Origin of the sequence: Streptomyces sp. NPDC004629 (assembly GCF_042873595.1) — a bacterium.
Classification (GTDB): Bacteria; Actinomycetota; Actinomycetes; order Streptomycetales; family Streptomycetaceae; genus Streptomyces.
Genome location: NZ_JBIALO010000032.1, coordinates 47,119 through 62,928, shown reverse-complemented (window position 1 = coordinate 62,928; position 15,810 = coordinate 47,119). Strand labels below are relative to the sequence as shown.

Annotated in this window: 13 protein-coding genes and 1 pseudogene; 4 read left to right on the top strand and 10 right to left on the bottom strand. The window is 70.7% G+C overall.

What is annotated here, in order from left to right; genetic code table 11:
- The first annotated feature begins 275 nt into the window (after nucleotides 1-275).
- Entirely contained in the window at nucleotides 276-1,733 is a 1,458-nt protein-coding gene (locus tag ACFYTE_RS34790) for a (2,3-dihydroxybenzoyl)adenylate synthase (protein ID WP_388719249.1), read from the top strand.
- A 63-nt stretch (nucleotides 1,734-1,796) separates the two neighbouring features.
- Here ACFYTE_RS34790 and ACFYTE_RS34785 read toward each other — a convergent pair whose 3' ends face one another.
- The 5 genes from ACFYTE_RS34785 to ACFYTE_RS34765 form a co-directional block, all read right to left on the bottom strand.
- The gene (locus ACFYTE_RS34785; RefSeq protein ID WP_388719247.1) at nucleotides 1,797-2,489 is read right to left on the bottom strand and encodes an alpha/beta fold hydrolase; all 693 of its coding nucleotides are present in this window, start codon (nucleotides 2,487-2,489) and stop codon (nucleotides 1,797-1,799) included.
- Between the two features lie 38 nt (nucleotides 2,490-2,527).
- Nucleotides 2,528-3,610, bottom strand: coding sequence for an FAD-dependent oxidoreductase (locus tag ACFYTE_RS34780; RefSeq protein ID WP_388719245.1), 1,083 nt, complete (start codon nucleotides 3,608-3,610; stop codon nucleotides 2,528-2,530).
- 93 nt (nucleotides 3,611-3,703) lie between these two features.
- Nucleotides 3,704-5,467 (bottom strand): ABC transporter ATP-binding protein, encoded by a 1,764-nt coding sequence (locus ACFYTE_RS34775; protein WP_388719243.1) that lies wholly within the window; start codon nucleotides 5,465-5,467, stop codon nucleotides 3,704-3,706.
- Nucleotides 5,464-7,317 (bottom strand): ABC transporter ATP-binding protein, encoded by a 1,854-nt coding sequence (locus tag ACFYTE_RS34770; protein WP_388719241.1) that lies wholly within the window; start codon nucleotides 7,315-7,317, stop codon nucleotides 5,464-5,466. Before ACFYTE_RS34770 ends, ACFYTE_RS34775 begins: the two co-directional genes overlap by 4 nt.
- Nucleotides 7,318-7,355: 38 nt before the next feature.
- Nucleotides 7,356-8,624, bottom strand: a complete 1,269-nt coding sequence (locus ACFYTE_RS34765; RefSeq protein ID WP_388719239.1) for an MFS transporter — start codon at nucleotides 8,622-8,624, stop codon at nucleotides 7,356-7,358.
- Nucleotides 8,625-8,846: 222 nt separating this feature from the next.
- On the opposite strand from ACFYTE_RS34765, the gene asnB reads away from it, so the two are divergent.
- Entirely contained in the window at nucleotides 8,847-10,658 is a 1,812-nt protein-coding gene (gene asnB, locus ACFYTE_RS34760) for an asparagine synthase (glutamine-hydrolyzing) (RefSeq protein ID WP_388719237.1), read from the top strand.
- Here asnB and ACFYTE_RS34755 read toward each other — a convergent pair.
- From ACFYTE_RS34755 to ACFYTE_RS34735, 5 genes and pseudogenes are all read right to left on the bottom strand, one after another.
- Nucleotides 10,637-11,176, bottom strand: coding sequence for a MerR family transcriptional regulator (locus tag ACFYTE_RS34755; protein ID WP_388719235.1), 540 nt, complete (start codon nucleotides 11,174-11,176; stop codon nucleotides 10,637-10,639). The two genes, asnB and ACFYTE_RS34755, sit on opposite strands and share 22 nt — an antisense overlap.
- 388 nt (nucleotides 11,177-11,564) lie before the next feature.
- Entirely contained in the window at nucleotides 11,565-12,164 is a 600-nt protein-coding gene (locus ACFYTE_RS34750) for a hypothetical protein (RefSeq protein WP_388719233.1), read from the bottom strand.
- Nucleotides 12,165-12,320: 156 nt separating this feature from the next.
- Nucleotides 12,321-12,368, bottom strand: a pseudogene (locus ACFYTE_RS34745) (hypothetical protein); the annotation flags it as partial.
- Between the two features lie 468 nt (nucleotides 12,369-12,836).
- Entirely contained in the window at nucleotides 12,837-12,977 is a 141-nt protein-coding gene (locus tag ACFYTE_RS34740) for a hypothetical protein (protein WP_388719231.1), read from the bottom strand.
- Nucleotides 12,974-13,348, bottom strand: coding sequence for a winged helix-turn-helix transcriptional regulator (locus ACFYTE_RS34735; protein ID WP_388719229.1), 375 nt, complete (start codon nucleotides 13,346-13,348; stop codon nucleotides 12,974-12,976). The genes ACFYTE_RS34740 and ACFYTE_RS34735 overlap by 4 nt, the downstream gene beginning before the upstream one ends.
- A 367-nt stretch (nucleotides 13,349-13,715) precedes the next feature.
- Here ACFYTE_RS34735 and ACFYTE_RS34730 point away from each other — a divergent pair, with 367 nt between their 5' ends.
- Nucleotides 13,716-15,353: a GMC family oxidoreductase gene (locus tag ACFYTE_RS34730; RefSeq protein ID WP_388719227.1), complete on the top strand. Its 1,638-nt coding sequence runs from the start codon at nucleotides 13,716-13,718 to the stop codon at nucleotides 15,351-15,353.
- The gene (locus ACFYTE_RS34725; RefSeq protein ID WP_388719225.1) at nucleotides 15,350-15,799 is read left to right on the top strand and encodes a hypothetical protein; all 450 of its coding nucleotides are present in this window, start codon (nucleotides 15,350-15,352) and stop codon (nucleotides 15,797-15,799) included. The genes ACFYTE_RS34730 and ACFYTE_RS34725 overlap by 4 nt, the downstream gene beginning before the upstream one ends.
- The last annotated feature ends 11 nt before the right edge of the window (nucleotides 15,800-15,810 follow it).

The following is a 15,810-nucleotide window of genomic DNA, read 5'->3' as shown; positions in this document are numbered from 1 at the left end:
CTGCAAGCCACTTCCCCCAGTGCATGGCACGACTTCACCCTCGCGGAACTGCAGGACCGTATCCGGCAGTCGCAGGGCAGGGGCGGCCCCCCTCAGGAGCGCATGCGGGCGCCGGTCATCGCGGCCGAGCGGGCCGAACTGTACCGGCGCGAGGGACTGTGGCGCCCGGAGCGCGTCGACGAGATCGTCCTGGCCCACGCCGGGTCACGCGCCGGGTCCTGCGCGCTCGTCTGCGGTGACCGCCGGCTGACGCGCACGCGGAGTTGGACCGCGCGGTGCGGGCGACGGACGCCCGGCTCGCCGCCCTGGGTATCGGCCGCGGACGGCCCGTGGTCGTGCAACTGCCCAACGACATCGAACTGGTCGTGCTGACCCTCGCGCTGTCCCGGATCGGCGCGCCACCGGTCATGGTTCCCGTGACCCTGCGCGAGTTCGAACTGGAGCATGTCGTCGCCACCGCCCGACCCGTGGCGATCGCCGTGCCGCGCAGACACGGACGTTTCGACCATCTCACCCTGGCCCGCCGGTTGCGCGACCGCCACCCCGGCGTGCGTCAGCTGCTCGTATCCGGTGCCGGCCCGAAGGACACGGCGGACACGGTCGACCTGTCCGCGCTGTGCGCCACGCCCGGGAGCGACGAGGAAGAGCCGGTGGCCGAGCCGGAGTTCGCGACCCTGGACGATCCTGCGCTGTGCCTGCTGTCCAACGGCACGACCGGCAAGCCGAAGATCATCCCACGGCTTCACGAGGCCTACGGCCACCAGCTCCGGCACACCCCGGCGGTGGCCGGCGTCGGCCCCGACTCGGTGTACCTGGCCGTGATGCCCGCCACCCACGGCTTCGTGCTCGGCTGCCCCGGTGTTCTCGGCACGCTGGGCGCCGGCGGGACGGTGGTACTGGGCCCGTCCACCGAGCCCGAGGCGGCCTTCGCACTCATCGAACGCGAAGGGGTCACCCACTGCACCCTCGTGCCCGCACTGGCCGAACGATGGGCGGACGCCGCCCGTGGGACCGGGCGCGACCTGTCCGCCCTCAAGGTGCTCCAGATCGGCGGCGCGCGGCCCCACCCCCGCCAGATCCAGCACATACCGCACACCCTCGGCTGCCGCGTGCAGCAGTGCTACGGCATGAGCGAGGGCCTGCTGTGCTACACGGCGCTCGACGACCCCGAGGACATCGTGCTGCACACCCAGGGTCGCCCCCTGTCGCCCGCGGACGAGATCCGGGTCGTGGACGACGAGGGCCGGCCGGTGCGGGCCGAGGGGACCGGGGAGTTGCTGACCCGGGGCCCGTACACCGTCGTCGGCTACCACGCCGACGCCGACGAGCGCGCCTTCACACCCGACGGCTTCTACCGCACAGGCGACCTGGTACGGCTCCACCCGTCAGGCGCCCTGATCGTGGAGGGCCGTACCCGGGACGTGATCAACCGGGGTGGGGAGAAGGTCCCAGCCGTGGAGCTGGACCTGCTCGCCGCCGAGCATCCCGCCGTTGCCGCCGCGGCGGCCGTCGCGGCCCCGCACGACCGCTTCGGCGAGATCGTCTGCCTGTACGTCGTCGCCCGCGCCGGGGGACCGGACCTCGACCTGGACGGCGTCCGGCGGTTCCTTCAGGACCGCGGACTCGCCCGCTACAAGCTGCCCGAACGCCTGGAGATCGTCGACGAACTGCCGTACCTGGGCATCGGAAAGGTCGACAAAAAGACGTTGCGGGCAGCCGCCGCACAGGGCTGAGCCGAAGGCGGCTCCCGGAACCGCTGACACGGTGCGTGCTGCGTCTCCCGGACCGCGGCACGCTCAGGCCCAGCCGGTCAGCGCCCTGAGGAAGCCGTCGAAGTCGTCCACATGGACGTTGTGTCCCGTGCCGGGCACCCTACGGATCTCGAAACCGGCCCGTTCGAATTCGGCGGCCCGGGCGGGAGGCATCAGTTCGCTGGGGTCCGGAAGGATCACCAGGGACGGCACGAGCGGGACGACCGGGAGGTAGGCCGTCTCCAGGTAGTCCATACGGGTCGTGTCCGGGTCCCAGTCGGCCAGTTCGGCCAGCCGCGCCTCGTAGGAGCCCTGGGCCCAGTGGGGCGAGGTGTGCTGGAGGTCGGTGAGCGTGAGGTCCTTGAAGGTCCGTATCCACTCCATGGCGGCTCCGAACCCGCCCTCGGTCACATACCAGGACGGGTCCTCGTAGACGGCCAGGGCGGGCCGCAACCGGTCGGCGACCATGGCCAGCAGGGTGCCGCCGAGCGAGTGCCCGACCGCCAGGCTCGGCTCGGCCGGCAGGTTGGCCAGCAGGTCGTCGGCCCACCGCTCGCGGCTGTAGCGGCCGCGCGGACTCTTGCCGTGCCCCGCGAGGTCGGGTGCGAGGACGCGATAGCCGCGTGCCGCCAGGGCAGGAGCCAGTTGCCACCAGGTACGCGAGCTGCCGGAGAGGCCGTGCAGCAGGACCGCGGTCCGGTTTCCCTGGCCCCATTCCTCGATGTGCAGGTCGACCATGCGTATGTCCCCCCGTGCGGTGCCGTTTCGTGTCGTTCTCAGGGCGTTGGTACGTTGCGTGCGGCGTTCAGCGTGCCCTCGGTCCAGACCTCGTCCCGCCGTTCCCCCGCACGCGGGAAGAGGCCACGCAGGGCGTCCAGTGACTCCTGCTGGGTCTGCTCGGTGACCGGGCGGCCCGCCGTCTCCCAGCCGTGCAGTGCGGCAGGGATGTCCCCCGGAGCGGCCGCCGCGACGGCCCTGGCCAGGTTGAGCGCGTTGATCATGGCGGTCCCCGCGCCCTGTCCGATGGTCGGAGGCATGGCATGGGCCGCGTCACCCAGTACGGCCGCGCGTCCCGTGGACCAGCGGCGCAGCCGTACGATCTCGTAGCGGTCGAAACGAGGCCGCGGCGGCAGGTCGGCAAGGACGCTGCGCAGGACGGGGAAACTCTCGCACCACACGTCCGCGTCGAGCGGGGTGCGCAGCGCCGGGTCGGTGTGCTCGGCGCTCAGCAGCAGATACAGATCCCGGCTGTTGCAGGGGACGTAGAGGACCCGTCGCGCGAGTCGTGTGTTCCAGTAGTTCACGTAGTCGCGCCATGGCCCGTGCTCGCCGGGGGCGCGGTCCAGTGGTACGAGGAACCGGTACAGGCCGATGGGGAACGTGCCGTGCTCGGCTGTCAGCCCGAGCGATTCGCGGACGGCGGACCGTATGCCGTCCGCGCCCACGACCAGATCCGCGGGCCAGGCGCGTCCGTCGGCGGTGCGCAGCACCCCCTCGGGCCCGGCCGCGACGACCCGGGAACGGGTACGGACCTGCACCCCCGATGCCTTGGCCTGTTCAAGCAGGGCGGAGTAGAGGGTTTGCCGGGTGAGTGTGACCATCCTCAGCCCGTTGGGCAGGGGCAGCGGGCGGGAGCCGATCTGCGTGCCGTCCGCGTCGCGTTCCTGCCAGCCGGGCGCCTCGTGGCTGTCGGCCAGGACGGCGTCGGCCGCGCCGAGTTCACGGAGAACCGTCAGACCGTTCTCCCACAGGAAGATGCCGGCACCGAACGCCCGCAGATGTGGACCGCGTTCGTGTACGCGTACGCCACCCCTGACGGGCGAGCCCTGTGGCGAGGGTGAGGCCGGCGAATCCGGCACCTGCGATCTCCGCTGTGCGTCGCATCTGGGTCACCCCCTCATCCTGACGGTTGCGCCGGGCCGGTCGTATTGGCCGAAAGGCTAGAAGAGGGTTTAGTCCCTGTGGCCGACGTGCCACGTGCGGGCCTGGTCGTACTGGTGCCAGATCCGGGCGAAGACGCCGTCGCGGCCGAGGAGTTCCTCGGGGGTTCCGGTCTCTGCGATGCGCCCCTCGTCCAGGGCGACGACCTGATCGGCTCCTGCCAGGGTGGCCGGCCGGTGGGCGATGACGACGACGGTACGGCCCGGGTCCGCGCACAGGCGGGCGACGGCCCGCTGTACGGCGTTCTCGTTCTCCGGGTCCAGAGCCGAACTCACCTCGTCCAGCAGTACGATCCGGGCCTGCTTGAGCAACGCGCGGGCGATGGAGACCCGCTGCCGTTCCCCGCCGGACAGCCGGGCTCCGCCCTCACCGACCCGGGTCGCCCAGCCGTCGGGCAGCCGGGTGGCGAGTTCGTCCAGGCAGGCGGCGCGCGCCGCCGCCGCGAACTCGGCGTCGGTGGCCTGCGGACTGGCCAGCCGGACGTTCTCCTCGATCGTTCCGTCGAACAGGTACACGTCCTGGAAGACGATGGAGAGCGACCGCATCAGGACGTCGTGGTCCAGGTCGCGCACATCGGTGCCGCCGATCCGTACGCCGCCGGACTTGACGTCGTAGAACCGGGCCAGCAACCGGGTGACCGTGGTCTTGCCCGAGCCGGACGGCCCGACCAGCGCCGTGGTGGAGCCCTCGGGGCAGCGGAAGGACACCTCCGCGAGCGCGGGCCTCGCCGCGGCCGTGGCATCGCCGGGGGACGGGTAGGAGAAGGTGACGCGGTCGAAGACGATGTCGGTGCCGGACAGAGCGGTGACGGGCCGTGCGCACCGCGGCAGCGGCGGGGTGTGCAGCAGCGTCTCCACCCGCACCAGGGCGTTCTCCATCGCCCGCAACCCGCCGATCAGCCCGTTCAGCGAGCCCAGTTCCTCCACGTACCGCACGGCCAGAACGAGGAGCACGACGGCGTCCGGGACGGCGAGGGAGCCGTCGAGCAGAAACCGGGCGACCAGCGCGATCACAGCGACGAAGCAGGCCATGACGACGGCCACGTAGCCCAGGCCCGGCAGCAGAGAACGCCGCAGTCCACGCCGGTAGCGCAGCCGGTGCTCGTCGAGTGCCTCACGCAACCGTTCACCCCCGGTGGTGGCCTGGCCCGCGGCCCGCAGCACGTGTTGCGCCTGGCCGAGTTCGACGGCCCGCCCGGCGAGTTCGGTGGCGGCCTCGTCCAGTGCTGTGTTGGCTTCGGCCGCGATCCGGCCCGAGCGGCGCAACGCCGCGACGGCCAGCGGTGCCGTCGGCAGGAAAACCACGGCGATGCGCCACTCCACCAGGGCGGTGACGACGACCAGTGTGGCCGGAACGACGGTGGCGGCGATCACCTGCGGGCCGATCTGTGCCACGAGCCGGCCCAGTTCGCTGGTGGAGCTGGCCGTCGTACGGGCCAGACGCGCCTTGTTCGCGGCGCCGAACCAGCCCAGCGGAAGTGCGGTCACATGCTCCATCACGGTCCGGCGCGCGGCGGCGGTGAGCTGCATGCTCGCCGCGAATCCGACGGGCGTGGCATAGACGGTCAGTGCCCAGTACACGGCCACACCGAGGGAACCGGCCAGCAGCCACGGCAGGGCCGCCATGAGGCCCGGGTGCGGTGTCAGGAGCCTGTGCAGCACGGGGATGAGCAGGGCGAGCAACGCGCCCTGGAGCACGGCCAACGCGATGTGCAGGGTTCCCAGCGTGAGCAGCGTCGACCGCTGGGGCCAGAGCCGCAACAGCCGGCGGATCATGCCGGCTTCCCCGTGGGCTCGGCCCTGGCTTCGGAGGAAGCCGGCTGCTGGGCCCGCCACATGCGGGCGCACCGTCCCCGGCGGGCGAGCAGCTCATGGTGGGTGCCGGACTCGACGAGCCGGCCCTGGTCGAGGACGACGATCTGGTCGGCGTCGGTGATGGTGCGCAGCCGGTGCGCGATCACGATCAGGGTCTTTCCTTCGGTGAGCCGGGAGACGGCCTGCTGGATCGCGGTTTCGTTGTCCGGGTCGACCGCCGCGGTGGCCTCGTCGAGGACGATGACGGGCGCGTCGGCGAGGATGGCGCGGGCGATGCTCAGTCGCTGGCGTTCGCCGCCGGACAGCCCGGCCGCCTGCCCGCCGAGGACGGTGTCGTAGCCCTGGGGGAGCCGTTCGATCACCTCGTGGATCCGCGCGTCCCCGGCCGCCTCGCGCACCTGCTCATCGGTGGCGTCCGGCCGTCCCACGCGGATGTTCTCGCGGACCGTGTCGTACAGCAGCGCCACGTCCTGGAACACCAGCGAGATGTGGGCGAGGAGGTCGTCGGAGGGGATCGAGCGGACGTCGGCGCCGCCGATCCGGACGGCGCCGGCGGTGACGTCGTAGAACCGGGGCAGCAGCATCGCCAGGGTGGTCTTGCCGGCCCCGGACGGTCCGACGATCGCGGTCGTGGTACCCCGGTGGCAGACGAACGACACGTCCGTCAGCGCGTTTTGCGCTCCGTCGTAGGAGAACATCACCCGGTCCAGTTCCACCGTGGTGCCCTCCGGCAGCCGGGGCTCGGCCGGCTCGGGCAGGGGCGTGACGGCCAGCAGGTCCTCGATGTGGGCGGCCGCCATGCGTGCTTTGCGCAGCGTCTGGGAGCCCTGGACGACCGGCAGCATCGGCGTGGGCAGCCCGACCCCGACGACGAGGAACGGCAGCAGGGCGGAGACGGTGAGCGAGCCGTGGGCCACGAGAGCGCTGCCCACCGCCAGGACCACGGCCAGCACGGTGACCTCCGACAGCAGCACGCGGCTGGCCGCCGAACTGGCCCTGCTCTCGGCGACCCACACCCGCATCGCCGCCGTCTGCTCGTCGACGGCGGCGGAGAAGCGGCGCAGGAATCCGCCGCCGGTGCCGAACGTCTTGGCCACGGCGATCCCGTCGGCGTACTCGACGGCGGCGGCGGCGACGCGTCCCTCGGCGGTGATCAGCCGACGCACATGATGCGGCATCGAACGCATGGACAGGCGGTAACTGCCGACCAGCAGGGCAGGCACCGCGAGCGTGACCAGGGCCATCCGCCAGTCGACGGTGACCAGGTAGCCGAAGCTGACGGTAACGACCGCAGCAGCGCCCGCCATCTCCCCGGTGGCGTGGGCGATGAGGTGGTGCATCTCCTCGATGTCGTCGGTGAGTGCCCTCTTGACCTCGCTGGAGCCCGCGTCGCGGAACCAGCCGAGCGGTACCACGCCGAGGTGTCTGACGAGCCGTGACCGGATGCCATGCTGCATCTCGGCGTCGGCGTAGTGCCCCAGGTCGGTACCGACGGTCGCGGCGACGAGCCGGACGAGCGCGCCGAGGGCTCCGACGAGGACCCACGTCCACACCATGCCGGGCCGGTCGACGCCCCCGTCCAGTGCGGTTCTGGCGAGTTCGGACACGGCCACGTACGGGGCGAGGCCGGCGCTCGCGCCGACAACGGCCAGGAATGCGGCGGTGATCAGCCTGCCGCGCACCGGGCGCAGCATCCGCGCGGTCGCGCCGGGGCGCTGCAGGTGTCCCGTGCCCACGCCGGGCGGGGGAACGGACGGCGTGGGCACGGGAGGCTTGGGAGGGGACTCGTCCTCCTGGGCGGGGCTGGCCATGCGCAGACGTTCCTCCGTGGTCGGGTGCGGCAGGCGGTTCAGGCCGCTGTCGCGATGTCGGTGCCGGTGGGGTCCGCGGCAGCGGACTTGACGAGGCGGAGATGGTGCGTGCGGGCCCAGGCGGTGGCGGCGAGCGTGCCGGCCACGGCGGACGCCGAGGAGACGACGATGAGGGGCGAGTAGCCGAGGAGCCCGGCCAGGGCCAGCCCGGTGGAGTTCGCCAGCAGCCGCAGGATGCCCAGGACGGCGACCTGCACGGCGAAGTCGGTGGCTGCCGTACGGGGGCGGGCCACGTCCAACGCAGTGGTGTAGACGGCGGTGTTCGCAGCGGCGTTCAGGGCCTGGACACCGACCACCACGACCGTGGTGAGGAGGGCGGCGCCCGCGGCCACCGCCCCGGCGTCGACACCCCGGGCGAGCGGCACCAAGCCCAGCAGCCAGACCGCCTGCGCCAGCCCGAACAGCAGCAGAGCACGGTGCCGGCTCATGCGCCCGATGACCAGTCCGGCCGTGAGGGCCGCCCCGGTGGCCGCGATCCCTCCGAACGTGCCCTGTGCCAGCGCGATGCGCGACAACGACCAGTCGGCGTCCACCAGCATCGGAGAGACCACGGCCTCCGCGACGTACACCCCGCAGGTGTAGAGGGGGATGATCAGCAGCATCCAGCGTGCCGCGCCCCGCCTGCGGGGGAACGACAGCAGCGCGTTCGGCGTGCCCGTGCCGCGGGCGCCGGGAGCCGGCGGCTCCCGGAAACGCGCCAGCAGGGCGAGCGGGACCAGGAAGACGGCAGCCAGCGCCATGACGGTGATCGGCCAGCCCGCGGAGGCATAGAGCAGCAAGGATCCGCTGGAACCCAGGATCATGCTGACGCTGATGGCGGCCGTCTGCAAGCCGCCGGCCATGGTGCGCTCGTGCGGGGCCAGCAGACGTACCGCGAGCCCGTTGATCGCCACCTCGTGCGCGCCGGAGACGAGCAGGACGAGCGTCATCACGGCCAGCACGACCGGCAGCCGGTGCACAGGGTCCAGTGGAGCCAGACACAACAGGGCGAGGACCAGGACGAGTTGAGTGCCCATCAGCCACGCGCGGTAGTGACCGAAGCGCTGCACCGAGAACCTGTCCACGAGGGGAGCCAGCAGGAACTTTCCCGCCCAGGCGACTCCCAGCAGGTTCATGAGTGCCAGGTGTTCGAGGGAGACACCGCGGCGGCGCAGGATGACGCCGAGAGCCAGGAAGAAGAAGGAGTACTCGACGTCCTGAACCAGATACAGGGTGGCCAGCAGCGTCGTCTTGCCGGCACGGCTCACCACTTGTCTCCTCGCGTCGTATATGCACATTGCTTGCAGATAAAAGTCTTCTGCAACAGCCACCCTGCATCCTCAAGCCGGCTTGAGGTCAAGGGTGTGGGCGCTGAGGATCGTGACTGACCCGACCGGCCGTACCGGGTTTGAACTCAAGCCGGCTTGAGGTGCGAACCTCCCGCTACGGGACGAATCAGGACTAGTCCCGCACAAGGGAAGTGAGGGAGTATGTGCGGAATCGCGGGCTGGGTCGACTGGGAACGGGACCTGGGAAACGAACACCGGGTACTCGACGCGATGACGGGGACACTTGCCCCACGCGGCCCGGACGACGGCGGTACGTGGCTGTCGCGCCAGGCGGCACTGGGCCATCGCCGGCTCGCCGTGGTCGACGTCGAGGGCGGCAGACAGCCGATGACCGCGGCCCGCGGCGGCGAGGCACCCTGTGTGGTGACGTTCAGCGGTGAGATCTACAACTTCCGCGAGCTGCGCCGCCTGCTGACCTCCTGCGGACACCGTTTCCGCACGTCCTCGGACACCGAGGTCCTGCTGCGCTCGTACCTGGAGTGGGGAGCGGAGTGTGTGACCCGCCTCGACGGCATGTTCGCCTTCGCGCTCTGGGACCCCGGCCGGCGTGCGCTGCTGCTGGCCCGTGACCGCCTCGGCGTGAAGCCCCTGTACTTCCTGCCCTACCCGAACGGGGTGGTGTTCGGCTCCGAACTCAAGACACTGCTCGCGCATCCCTTCGCGCGGCCCGAGGTCACCCCGGACGGGCTGGCCGCCATGCTGTGCGTCACACCCGTGCCTGGACGGTCGGTGTTCCGCCGGATCCGCGCCGTGCGTCCCGGACATCTCGTCCTGGCCGACGCCGACGGCCGGCGCGAACGGCCGTACTGGAGACTGGAGAGCCATGAGCACCCGGACGACCACCCCACCACCGTCCGTACGGTCCGGCGACTGCTCAAGGACGCCGTGGAACGGCAGCTCGTGTCCGACGTTCCGATCGGCGCCCTGCTCTCCGGCGGACTCGACTCCAGCGCGATCACGGCCCTGGCCGCCGACGTGATCGGCCACGACGGCGTCACCCCCACCTATTCGGTCGGGTTCCAGGACCAGGAGAAGTACTTCACACCCGACGCCACCCGCCCCGAGCAGGACTCCGTGTTCGCCCACTCGGTCGCGGAGACACTGCGGACCCGGCACACGGAGATCCTGCTGCACACCGAGGACGTGCTGCGGGCACGCTCCGAGGTGTTGCGCGCCCGCGACGTACCCGGCTTCGCGGACATCAACGCCGCCCAGTACCTGATGTTCCGGGTGGTGAAGAAGGAGGTCACGGTCGTCCTCTCGGGCGATGCGGCGGACGAGTCGCTGGGCGGCTACCCGTGGTTCCACTCGCCCGCCGCCCGCGCGCAGCACGCCCTGCCCTGGGCGGCCATTCCCCAGTCCGTCTGCCCTGTCCTCGACGGCGACCTGAGGCGGCGGGTCGCCCGGCATCTGGCCGACGACCACGCACAGGCGATGACCGAGGTGCCCCGGCTTCCCGGGGAGGATCCGCTGGGCACCCGGATCCGTGAGCTGTTCCATCTGAACCTCACACGCTGGCTGCCGCTGATGCTCGACTTCACCGACCGGACGAGCATGCGCGCGGGCCTCGAAGTCCGGGTCCCTTTCTGTGATCACCGGCTCGTCGAATACCTGTGGAACACGCCGTGGCACATCAAGTCGCCGGGCGGCCGGGTCAAGGGACTGCTCCGCGACGCCATGGCCGGCGCGCTGCCCGCCCATGTCCTGGAGCGCCGCAAGACATCGTTTCCCGTGAACGTGCACCCCGACTACGAGGCCGGCCTGCGGGAGCAGATGCGCGCCGAACTGTCCGACCGCAACTCGGCTTTGTCGCCCCTGGTCGATCGTGCGGCACTGCTCGCGCTGCTCGCCCGCCCCTGCGACAGTCCCGGCATGTGGCGGGTCCGGGACACCCTCGCCCTGCTTCTGCAGACCGCCGAGTGGTTGCGCGCCTATCGCGTCGTGCTCTGCTGAGCCGGTGGCGCGGACGTGCGGCGACCGTCCGGTGCGGGCGCCCGGTGGCCAGAGTGTGGCTCGGCATCCTCGTCGCCGTCGTGGCGCAGATCCTCCGGGGTGACCGGGTTGCCTCTCATCTGCTCCGCGACCGCCTTGCGCAGGTACTCGCACTCGATGGCGGGAGCGTCACGGGGACACGTCAACAGGTGCTCCAGATGCGCCCGGCCGACCCGCAGCCGGTCCATCTGCTCCTCGATCGCCCGTACGCGTCCTTGCACCGCCTCGCGCCAGTCGCCCTCGCCGCCCAGGGCGACGGCGATCTCGTCCACGCTCATCAGCCCGGTCTCCCGCCACATCTGGATCAGACCGATGCGATGCAGCTGATCGGGGCCGTAGTAACGGCGCCCCCCACGCCGTTGTGTCGCGTGGATCAGGCCGCGCTCTTCCCAGTAGCGCAGGGTGGAGACGCTCAGCCCGAAGCGTCTGCCTGCTTCACCGATCACCACAAGCTCGCCTTGGTCACGTGGCTCAGACATCATGGGAAGATCCTGAAGTACGTCGCACACGCACTCAAGTCAGCGTCCGGCCCCCGAGCCCGCCGGGGCCGCGGCTGGTCGCCGAGGGCGTGGTCGCCGCGGCGACCGATGCGAGCGCGGAGACGAGCCCGCCATACCCAGGCGACCGCGGTCCATGACCACCGGGAAGGATCACCGACCGCGGGCATCGTCACCACCGCATGGCGGATGGCGCAGGCCGCGACCGACGGACACGTCACGACCCCGGACAGCCACCGCGCCGGACTTCACCTGCGCGCCTCCACGATCTGGATCAAAGCCCTCAGGTGTGACCGGCCGGCGGTGTCCGCTTTGCAGAGCGGGTTCGGAGCAAGCCGCTTGGACGGCTTGCTCCGAACCCCCGGACCGGTCAGTTGACGGCCAGGACCGCCGGGTTGTTCGTGAGGTCCGGGTCGAAGTCGAAGGGGTACTCGCCGAACTCGCCGAACGTCGGGTGGATGCTCACGGCACCGGTCGCGCCGGGGACCAAGGTGTCGACGCGCACGGAGAACGCGAACGTGCGCTGGGTGTCCTCCAGCACCCAGTACCGCAGGTTGCAGTCGTAGCGCGGGGCGCCCGTCTGTTTCGGGTGGTAGCCGCCGTCGAGGGTGCGCGGGGAGCAGCCGGGCGGCACGCCGGTGACCGTGGTGCCCTCGGGCACGATCAGCCGGACCTCGGCGACCGGGTCGCCGGAGCCGAGGTTGCCGAGCCAGGCCGCGCCGTTGTTCTTGAACGTGAGCTGGGCCGTGGCCGTCTCGCCCGCCGCGCCGGAGACGGCGTCACCGCTCACGGAGAAGTCCGCGGTGTTCTCCGCGCCGATCTGGACGGCCACATAGTCGTTCTGGGAGTCGATGTCCTGGGCGCCGTCGCCCGGCTCGACGTCGATGTCGAGCCGCTCGTTCAGCGAGTGCGGGGCGAGTCGCACCGTCAGCGGCTCGGGCAACTCGAAGGAGTCACCCGGCGCCAGCACCTGGTCGAACGTGCAGATTGCCTGGTTCGACGGTGCGTAGTCGGTGCCGTCCGTCGTGGTGTACGTGCAGGCGTCGTACCGGGTCAGATCCGTCAGGCCGTACGAGGCGTACAGCTTGACGCTGAACCCGTTCGCGCTCTCGTTGCCGTTGTTGGTGACCTTGAAGGGGATCGTCCGCTCTTCGCCGGGCTGACCGTCCTCTATGTCGGCGATGGGGGCGATGGCGAGGTCGGGCCCGGCGCCGACGGTGAGCGTGGTCTCGAAGCTCTCGTGCGGCGCGGTGAGCGTGCCGTCGGGCCCCGCCGGTGGCCGTCGCCTCGTAGGTGATCCTGCCCTGCGCGCCGGCTTCGGCGCCGTCGGCCGCGCGCACTTTCAAGAACACCTGGTCCTCGTAGTCGCCCCCGATCGCGGGCACCACGGGGATGTTGCACACCGCGCTCGTGCCGCTCGGCGTGCAGTTGTCAGGCCAGGTCACCTCGGCGACCCCGGCGAGGTCGTAGGCGTCGGCGATGTCACGGCGCCAGTGCCGGTCGAAGTCGACGAGGAGTTGCGGCGCATGCTGGGCGATGGCGGCGCGGAGCGCCTTCGGTGTCCTGTCGGGCATGGGGGGTACGGACCCAGAGCCGAGGGTGGCGGTAGTCATGAACGGCAGTTCCCCTACTTGGTGTTCGGTCAGGCGGCGGTTGGCTTCATCCGGCCTGGGTCAGTGCCGTCAGGCTCTTCGGCAGAGGGTTTCTTGTCGTCCTGGGCGGCGCTTTGTGCAAACCGCTGTCCGGCACGGGCAAGGCTGTTGTCACGCAGGGTGTAGATCATGCTGGAGTCCTTGTAGCCCAGCAAGCGGGCAAGCCTGGCGACCCGTCCATACGGAAGCTTTCCGCCGACGGGTGCAGCACGTCGGGGTGGTAGTCCATGTCGAAGTACAGCACGCCATCGGCGCGCAGATCGCTGCTGCGGCGGCGCACCGTGGACACCGACAGTCCCGTGGCATCGGCCAGTTCACCCACCGGCGCCCTGCCGTCGCGGGTCAGCAGGTCGAGCAGCAGCCGGTCACGGTCGTCCAGCACAACGGGCCCGGTGCCGACCGCCCGCTTCCCGTCCCTGGGCCGTGGGGCCAGCGCGGTCGCCTGCGCGTCGGTCAGTGGCCCGCCTTTGTTGATGGCGCCGAGATCCGGCCCGAAGAACACGTGCAGGACGCAGGGCGCGAAGACACCGACCACCGGGGCGTGCGGGCAGGTTCTGGACCAGCAAGGGATCCTCCAGGAACGGAACCACCCGTTGCACCTACGAGCGGGTCACCGGGCTCGGGGTCTACCGCCTCACCGGAACCGTACGCAGCCGCGACGGAGCGTTCCGCAGGCGACCCGAACGGGGGGCGTCTGGGTTGATCAGCGACTTTGGACTTCTCACCGCCGGGCCCCGAGAGATTTGGACAGCTCACTGTACTGGTCCCGGATCGGGGCTCCTTAGGCTGCCGGACAAGTGAGCACCCTCACGGCCAGGACGGCCCCGCCGGGAGAGCGGGGCGTCGCGGACCTACCGAGGAGACTTCAGATGACAGCAGTCGGGCCGCCGCCGGACAAGGCAGCGATGGATGTGCTGATCATCGGGGCCGGTCCCGCCGGAGCGACGTCGGCCCGGATTCTGGCGGAGAGCGGCTACCGGGTCACCGTTCTGGAACAGGGCGGCTGGGTGAACCGCATCGACTACCCGAGCGACAAACTGGAGCGGGACGTCCTGCTCGCGAGTTCGTGGTCGGCGGACCCCAACGTGCGGCGCGGAACCTGGGACTACCCCTGCGACGTGTCCGAGGCCGACGTGCATCCGTTGAACTTCAACGGCGTCGGCGGCAGCAGCATCTTCTACGGCGCCGAATGGCCCCGCTTCATCCCCTCCGACTTCCGGGTGCGCAGCCTGTACGGATTCGCCGATGACTGGCCGCTGACGTACGAGGACCTGGAGCCCTACTACACCCTGCTCGACGAGATGATCGGCGTCTCCGGGCGCCCGGGTGACCCGGCGTACCCGCCGACCGTCGAACCGCCGATGCCCGGCGTGCCGATCGGCCGCATCGGCGTGAAGGCCGCCGAGGGCATGAACAAGCTCGGCTGGCACTGGTGGCCCGGCACCCAGGCCATCATGACCAGGACCCACGGTGACCGGGGCGCGTGCGCGCGTTGGGGCACATGTATGTCCGGGTGTCCCGAGGGCGCGAAGGGATCGTTCGACGTGGCGATGTGGCCTGCGGCCCTCGCCGCGGGCGCCACACTGATCACCGAGGCGCGGGTGCGTGAGGTGACAGTCGACAAGGCCGGTCTCGCCGACGGTGCGACCTGGATCGACGCCACAGGCCAGGAGCACCACACATCCGCCGCGGTCGTCATGGTGTGCGCGAACGGCGTCGGCACCCCGCGCCTGCTCCAACTGTCGACCTCGAACCGTTTCCCCGACGGCCTCGCGAACTCCTCGGGCCTGGTCGGCAAGCGGCTGATGATGCACCCCTTCGTCGGCGTCATGGGTATCTACCCCGACCAACTCGAAAGCTGGCTCGGTCCGTTCGGCGCAAACCTGTACTCCCTGCAGTTCGCCGAGACCGATCTGAGCCGGGGCTTCGCCCGCGGCGCCAAATGGTCGGCGATGGCGATCCCGGGCCCCATGGAGATTCTGGCCCGATACGCCGACCTGCCCCTCGCCGAACGGACCGGTGCGGCCGGCCAGGCACTGGTCGAACGCGCCCTCGGCCGGGCCTTCGAGTGGGCGGCCTCCATCGAGGACCTGCCGGACGAGACCAACACCGTGACCCTCAGCCCCGACATGGTCGACGGTTCCGGAATCCCGGCACCGAAGATCACCTACCGGCTCTCCGAGGACAGCGTGCGCAACCTGGAGTGGAACGTGGAGCGCATGCGGGAGGCGCACCAGGCCGCCGGGGCGATCGAGACAAAGGTCGTGCCGTGGATGCCGGGTGTCGGCTGGCACATGCTCGGGACGACCCGGTGCGGTGACGACCCGGACACCTCGGTCGTCGACCAGTACGGCCGTGCCCACGACGTACCCAACCTCTTCGTCCTGGACGGCAGCGTGTTCGTGACCTCGTCCTCGGTCAATCCGACATCGACGGTGGTGGCCTTCGCCGCCCGCGCGGTCGAGCACCTGATGGACACGGCGAGCAATCAGAAGGTTCCGGTATGACCATGGACATTCAGCGGACTCAGCGGAAGAACATGATCGACGACCGGACCCGCGGTGGTCTCGCCTCGATCCTCGATGTGCTGCTTCCGGGCACCGAACAGCTTCCGTCCGGACGCGCGGTGGGCGCACACCTGGAGCTGCTCGACAAGGCACTGGAGGCCGACCCGCGACTGGAACCGGCCGTCACCAGGGCCGGCGAACGGGCAGCCGCCTCGCAGACGTGCACGTTCGCGGACATCGAGCGTTGGACGGGGAAGGACCTCGAACAGGTGGTGTTCGCCCTGCACTCCGCCTACTACATGTCGAGCGAGGTGCGTTCCGCGCTCGGCTACCCCGGCCAGGCCCGCCGCCCGATCACACTCGCCACGCCGGAAGAGCTGTGCTCCGACGAGCTTGTCGCCCCCGTACTGGCACGCGGCGCGGTCTACGTGCCCGCACCCCAGTAGCGGTGCGTCGC

Coding starts and splice junctions, on each gene's coding strand:
- ACFYTE_RS34740 (WP_388719231.1), bottom strand. CDS start 12,977: ATGATCTACACCCTGCGTGACAACAGCCTTGCCCGTGCCGGACAGCGG.
- asnB (WP_388719237.1), top strand. CDS start 8,847: ATGTGCGGAATCGCGGGCTGGGTCGACTGGGAACGGGACCTGGGAAAC.
- ACFYTE_RS34775 (WP_388719243.1), bottom strand. CDS start 5,467: ATGATCCGCCGGCTGTTGCGGCTCTGGCCCCAGCGGTCGACGCTGCTC.
- ACFYTE_RS34770 (WP_388719241.1), bottom strand. CDS start 7,317: ATGGCCAGCCCCGCCCAGGAGGACGAGTCCCCTCCCAAGCCTCCCGTG.
- ACFYTE_RS34730 (WP_388719227.1), top strand. CDS start 13,716: ATGACAGCAGTCGGGCCGCCGCCGGACAAGGCAGCGATGGATGTGCTG.
- ACFYTE_RS34725 (WP_388719225.1), top strand. CDS start 15,350: ATGACCATGGACATTCAGCGGACTCAGCGGAAGAACATGATCGACGAC.
- ACFYTE_RS34755 (WP_388719235.1), bottom strand. CDS start 11,176: ATGTCTGAGCCACGTGACCAAGGCGAGCTTGTGGTGATCGGTGAAGCA.
- ACFYTE_RS34785 (WP_388719247.1), bottom strand. CDS start 2,489: ATGGTCGACCTGCACATCGAGGAATGGGGCCAGGGAAACCGGACCGCG.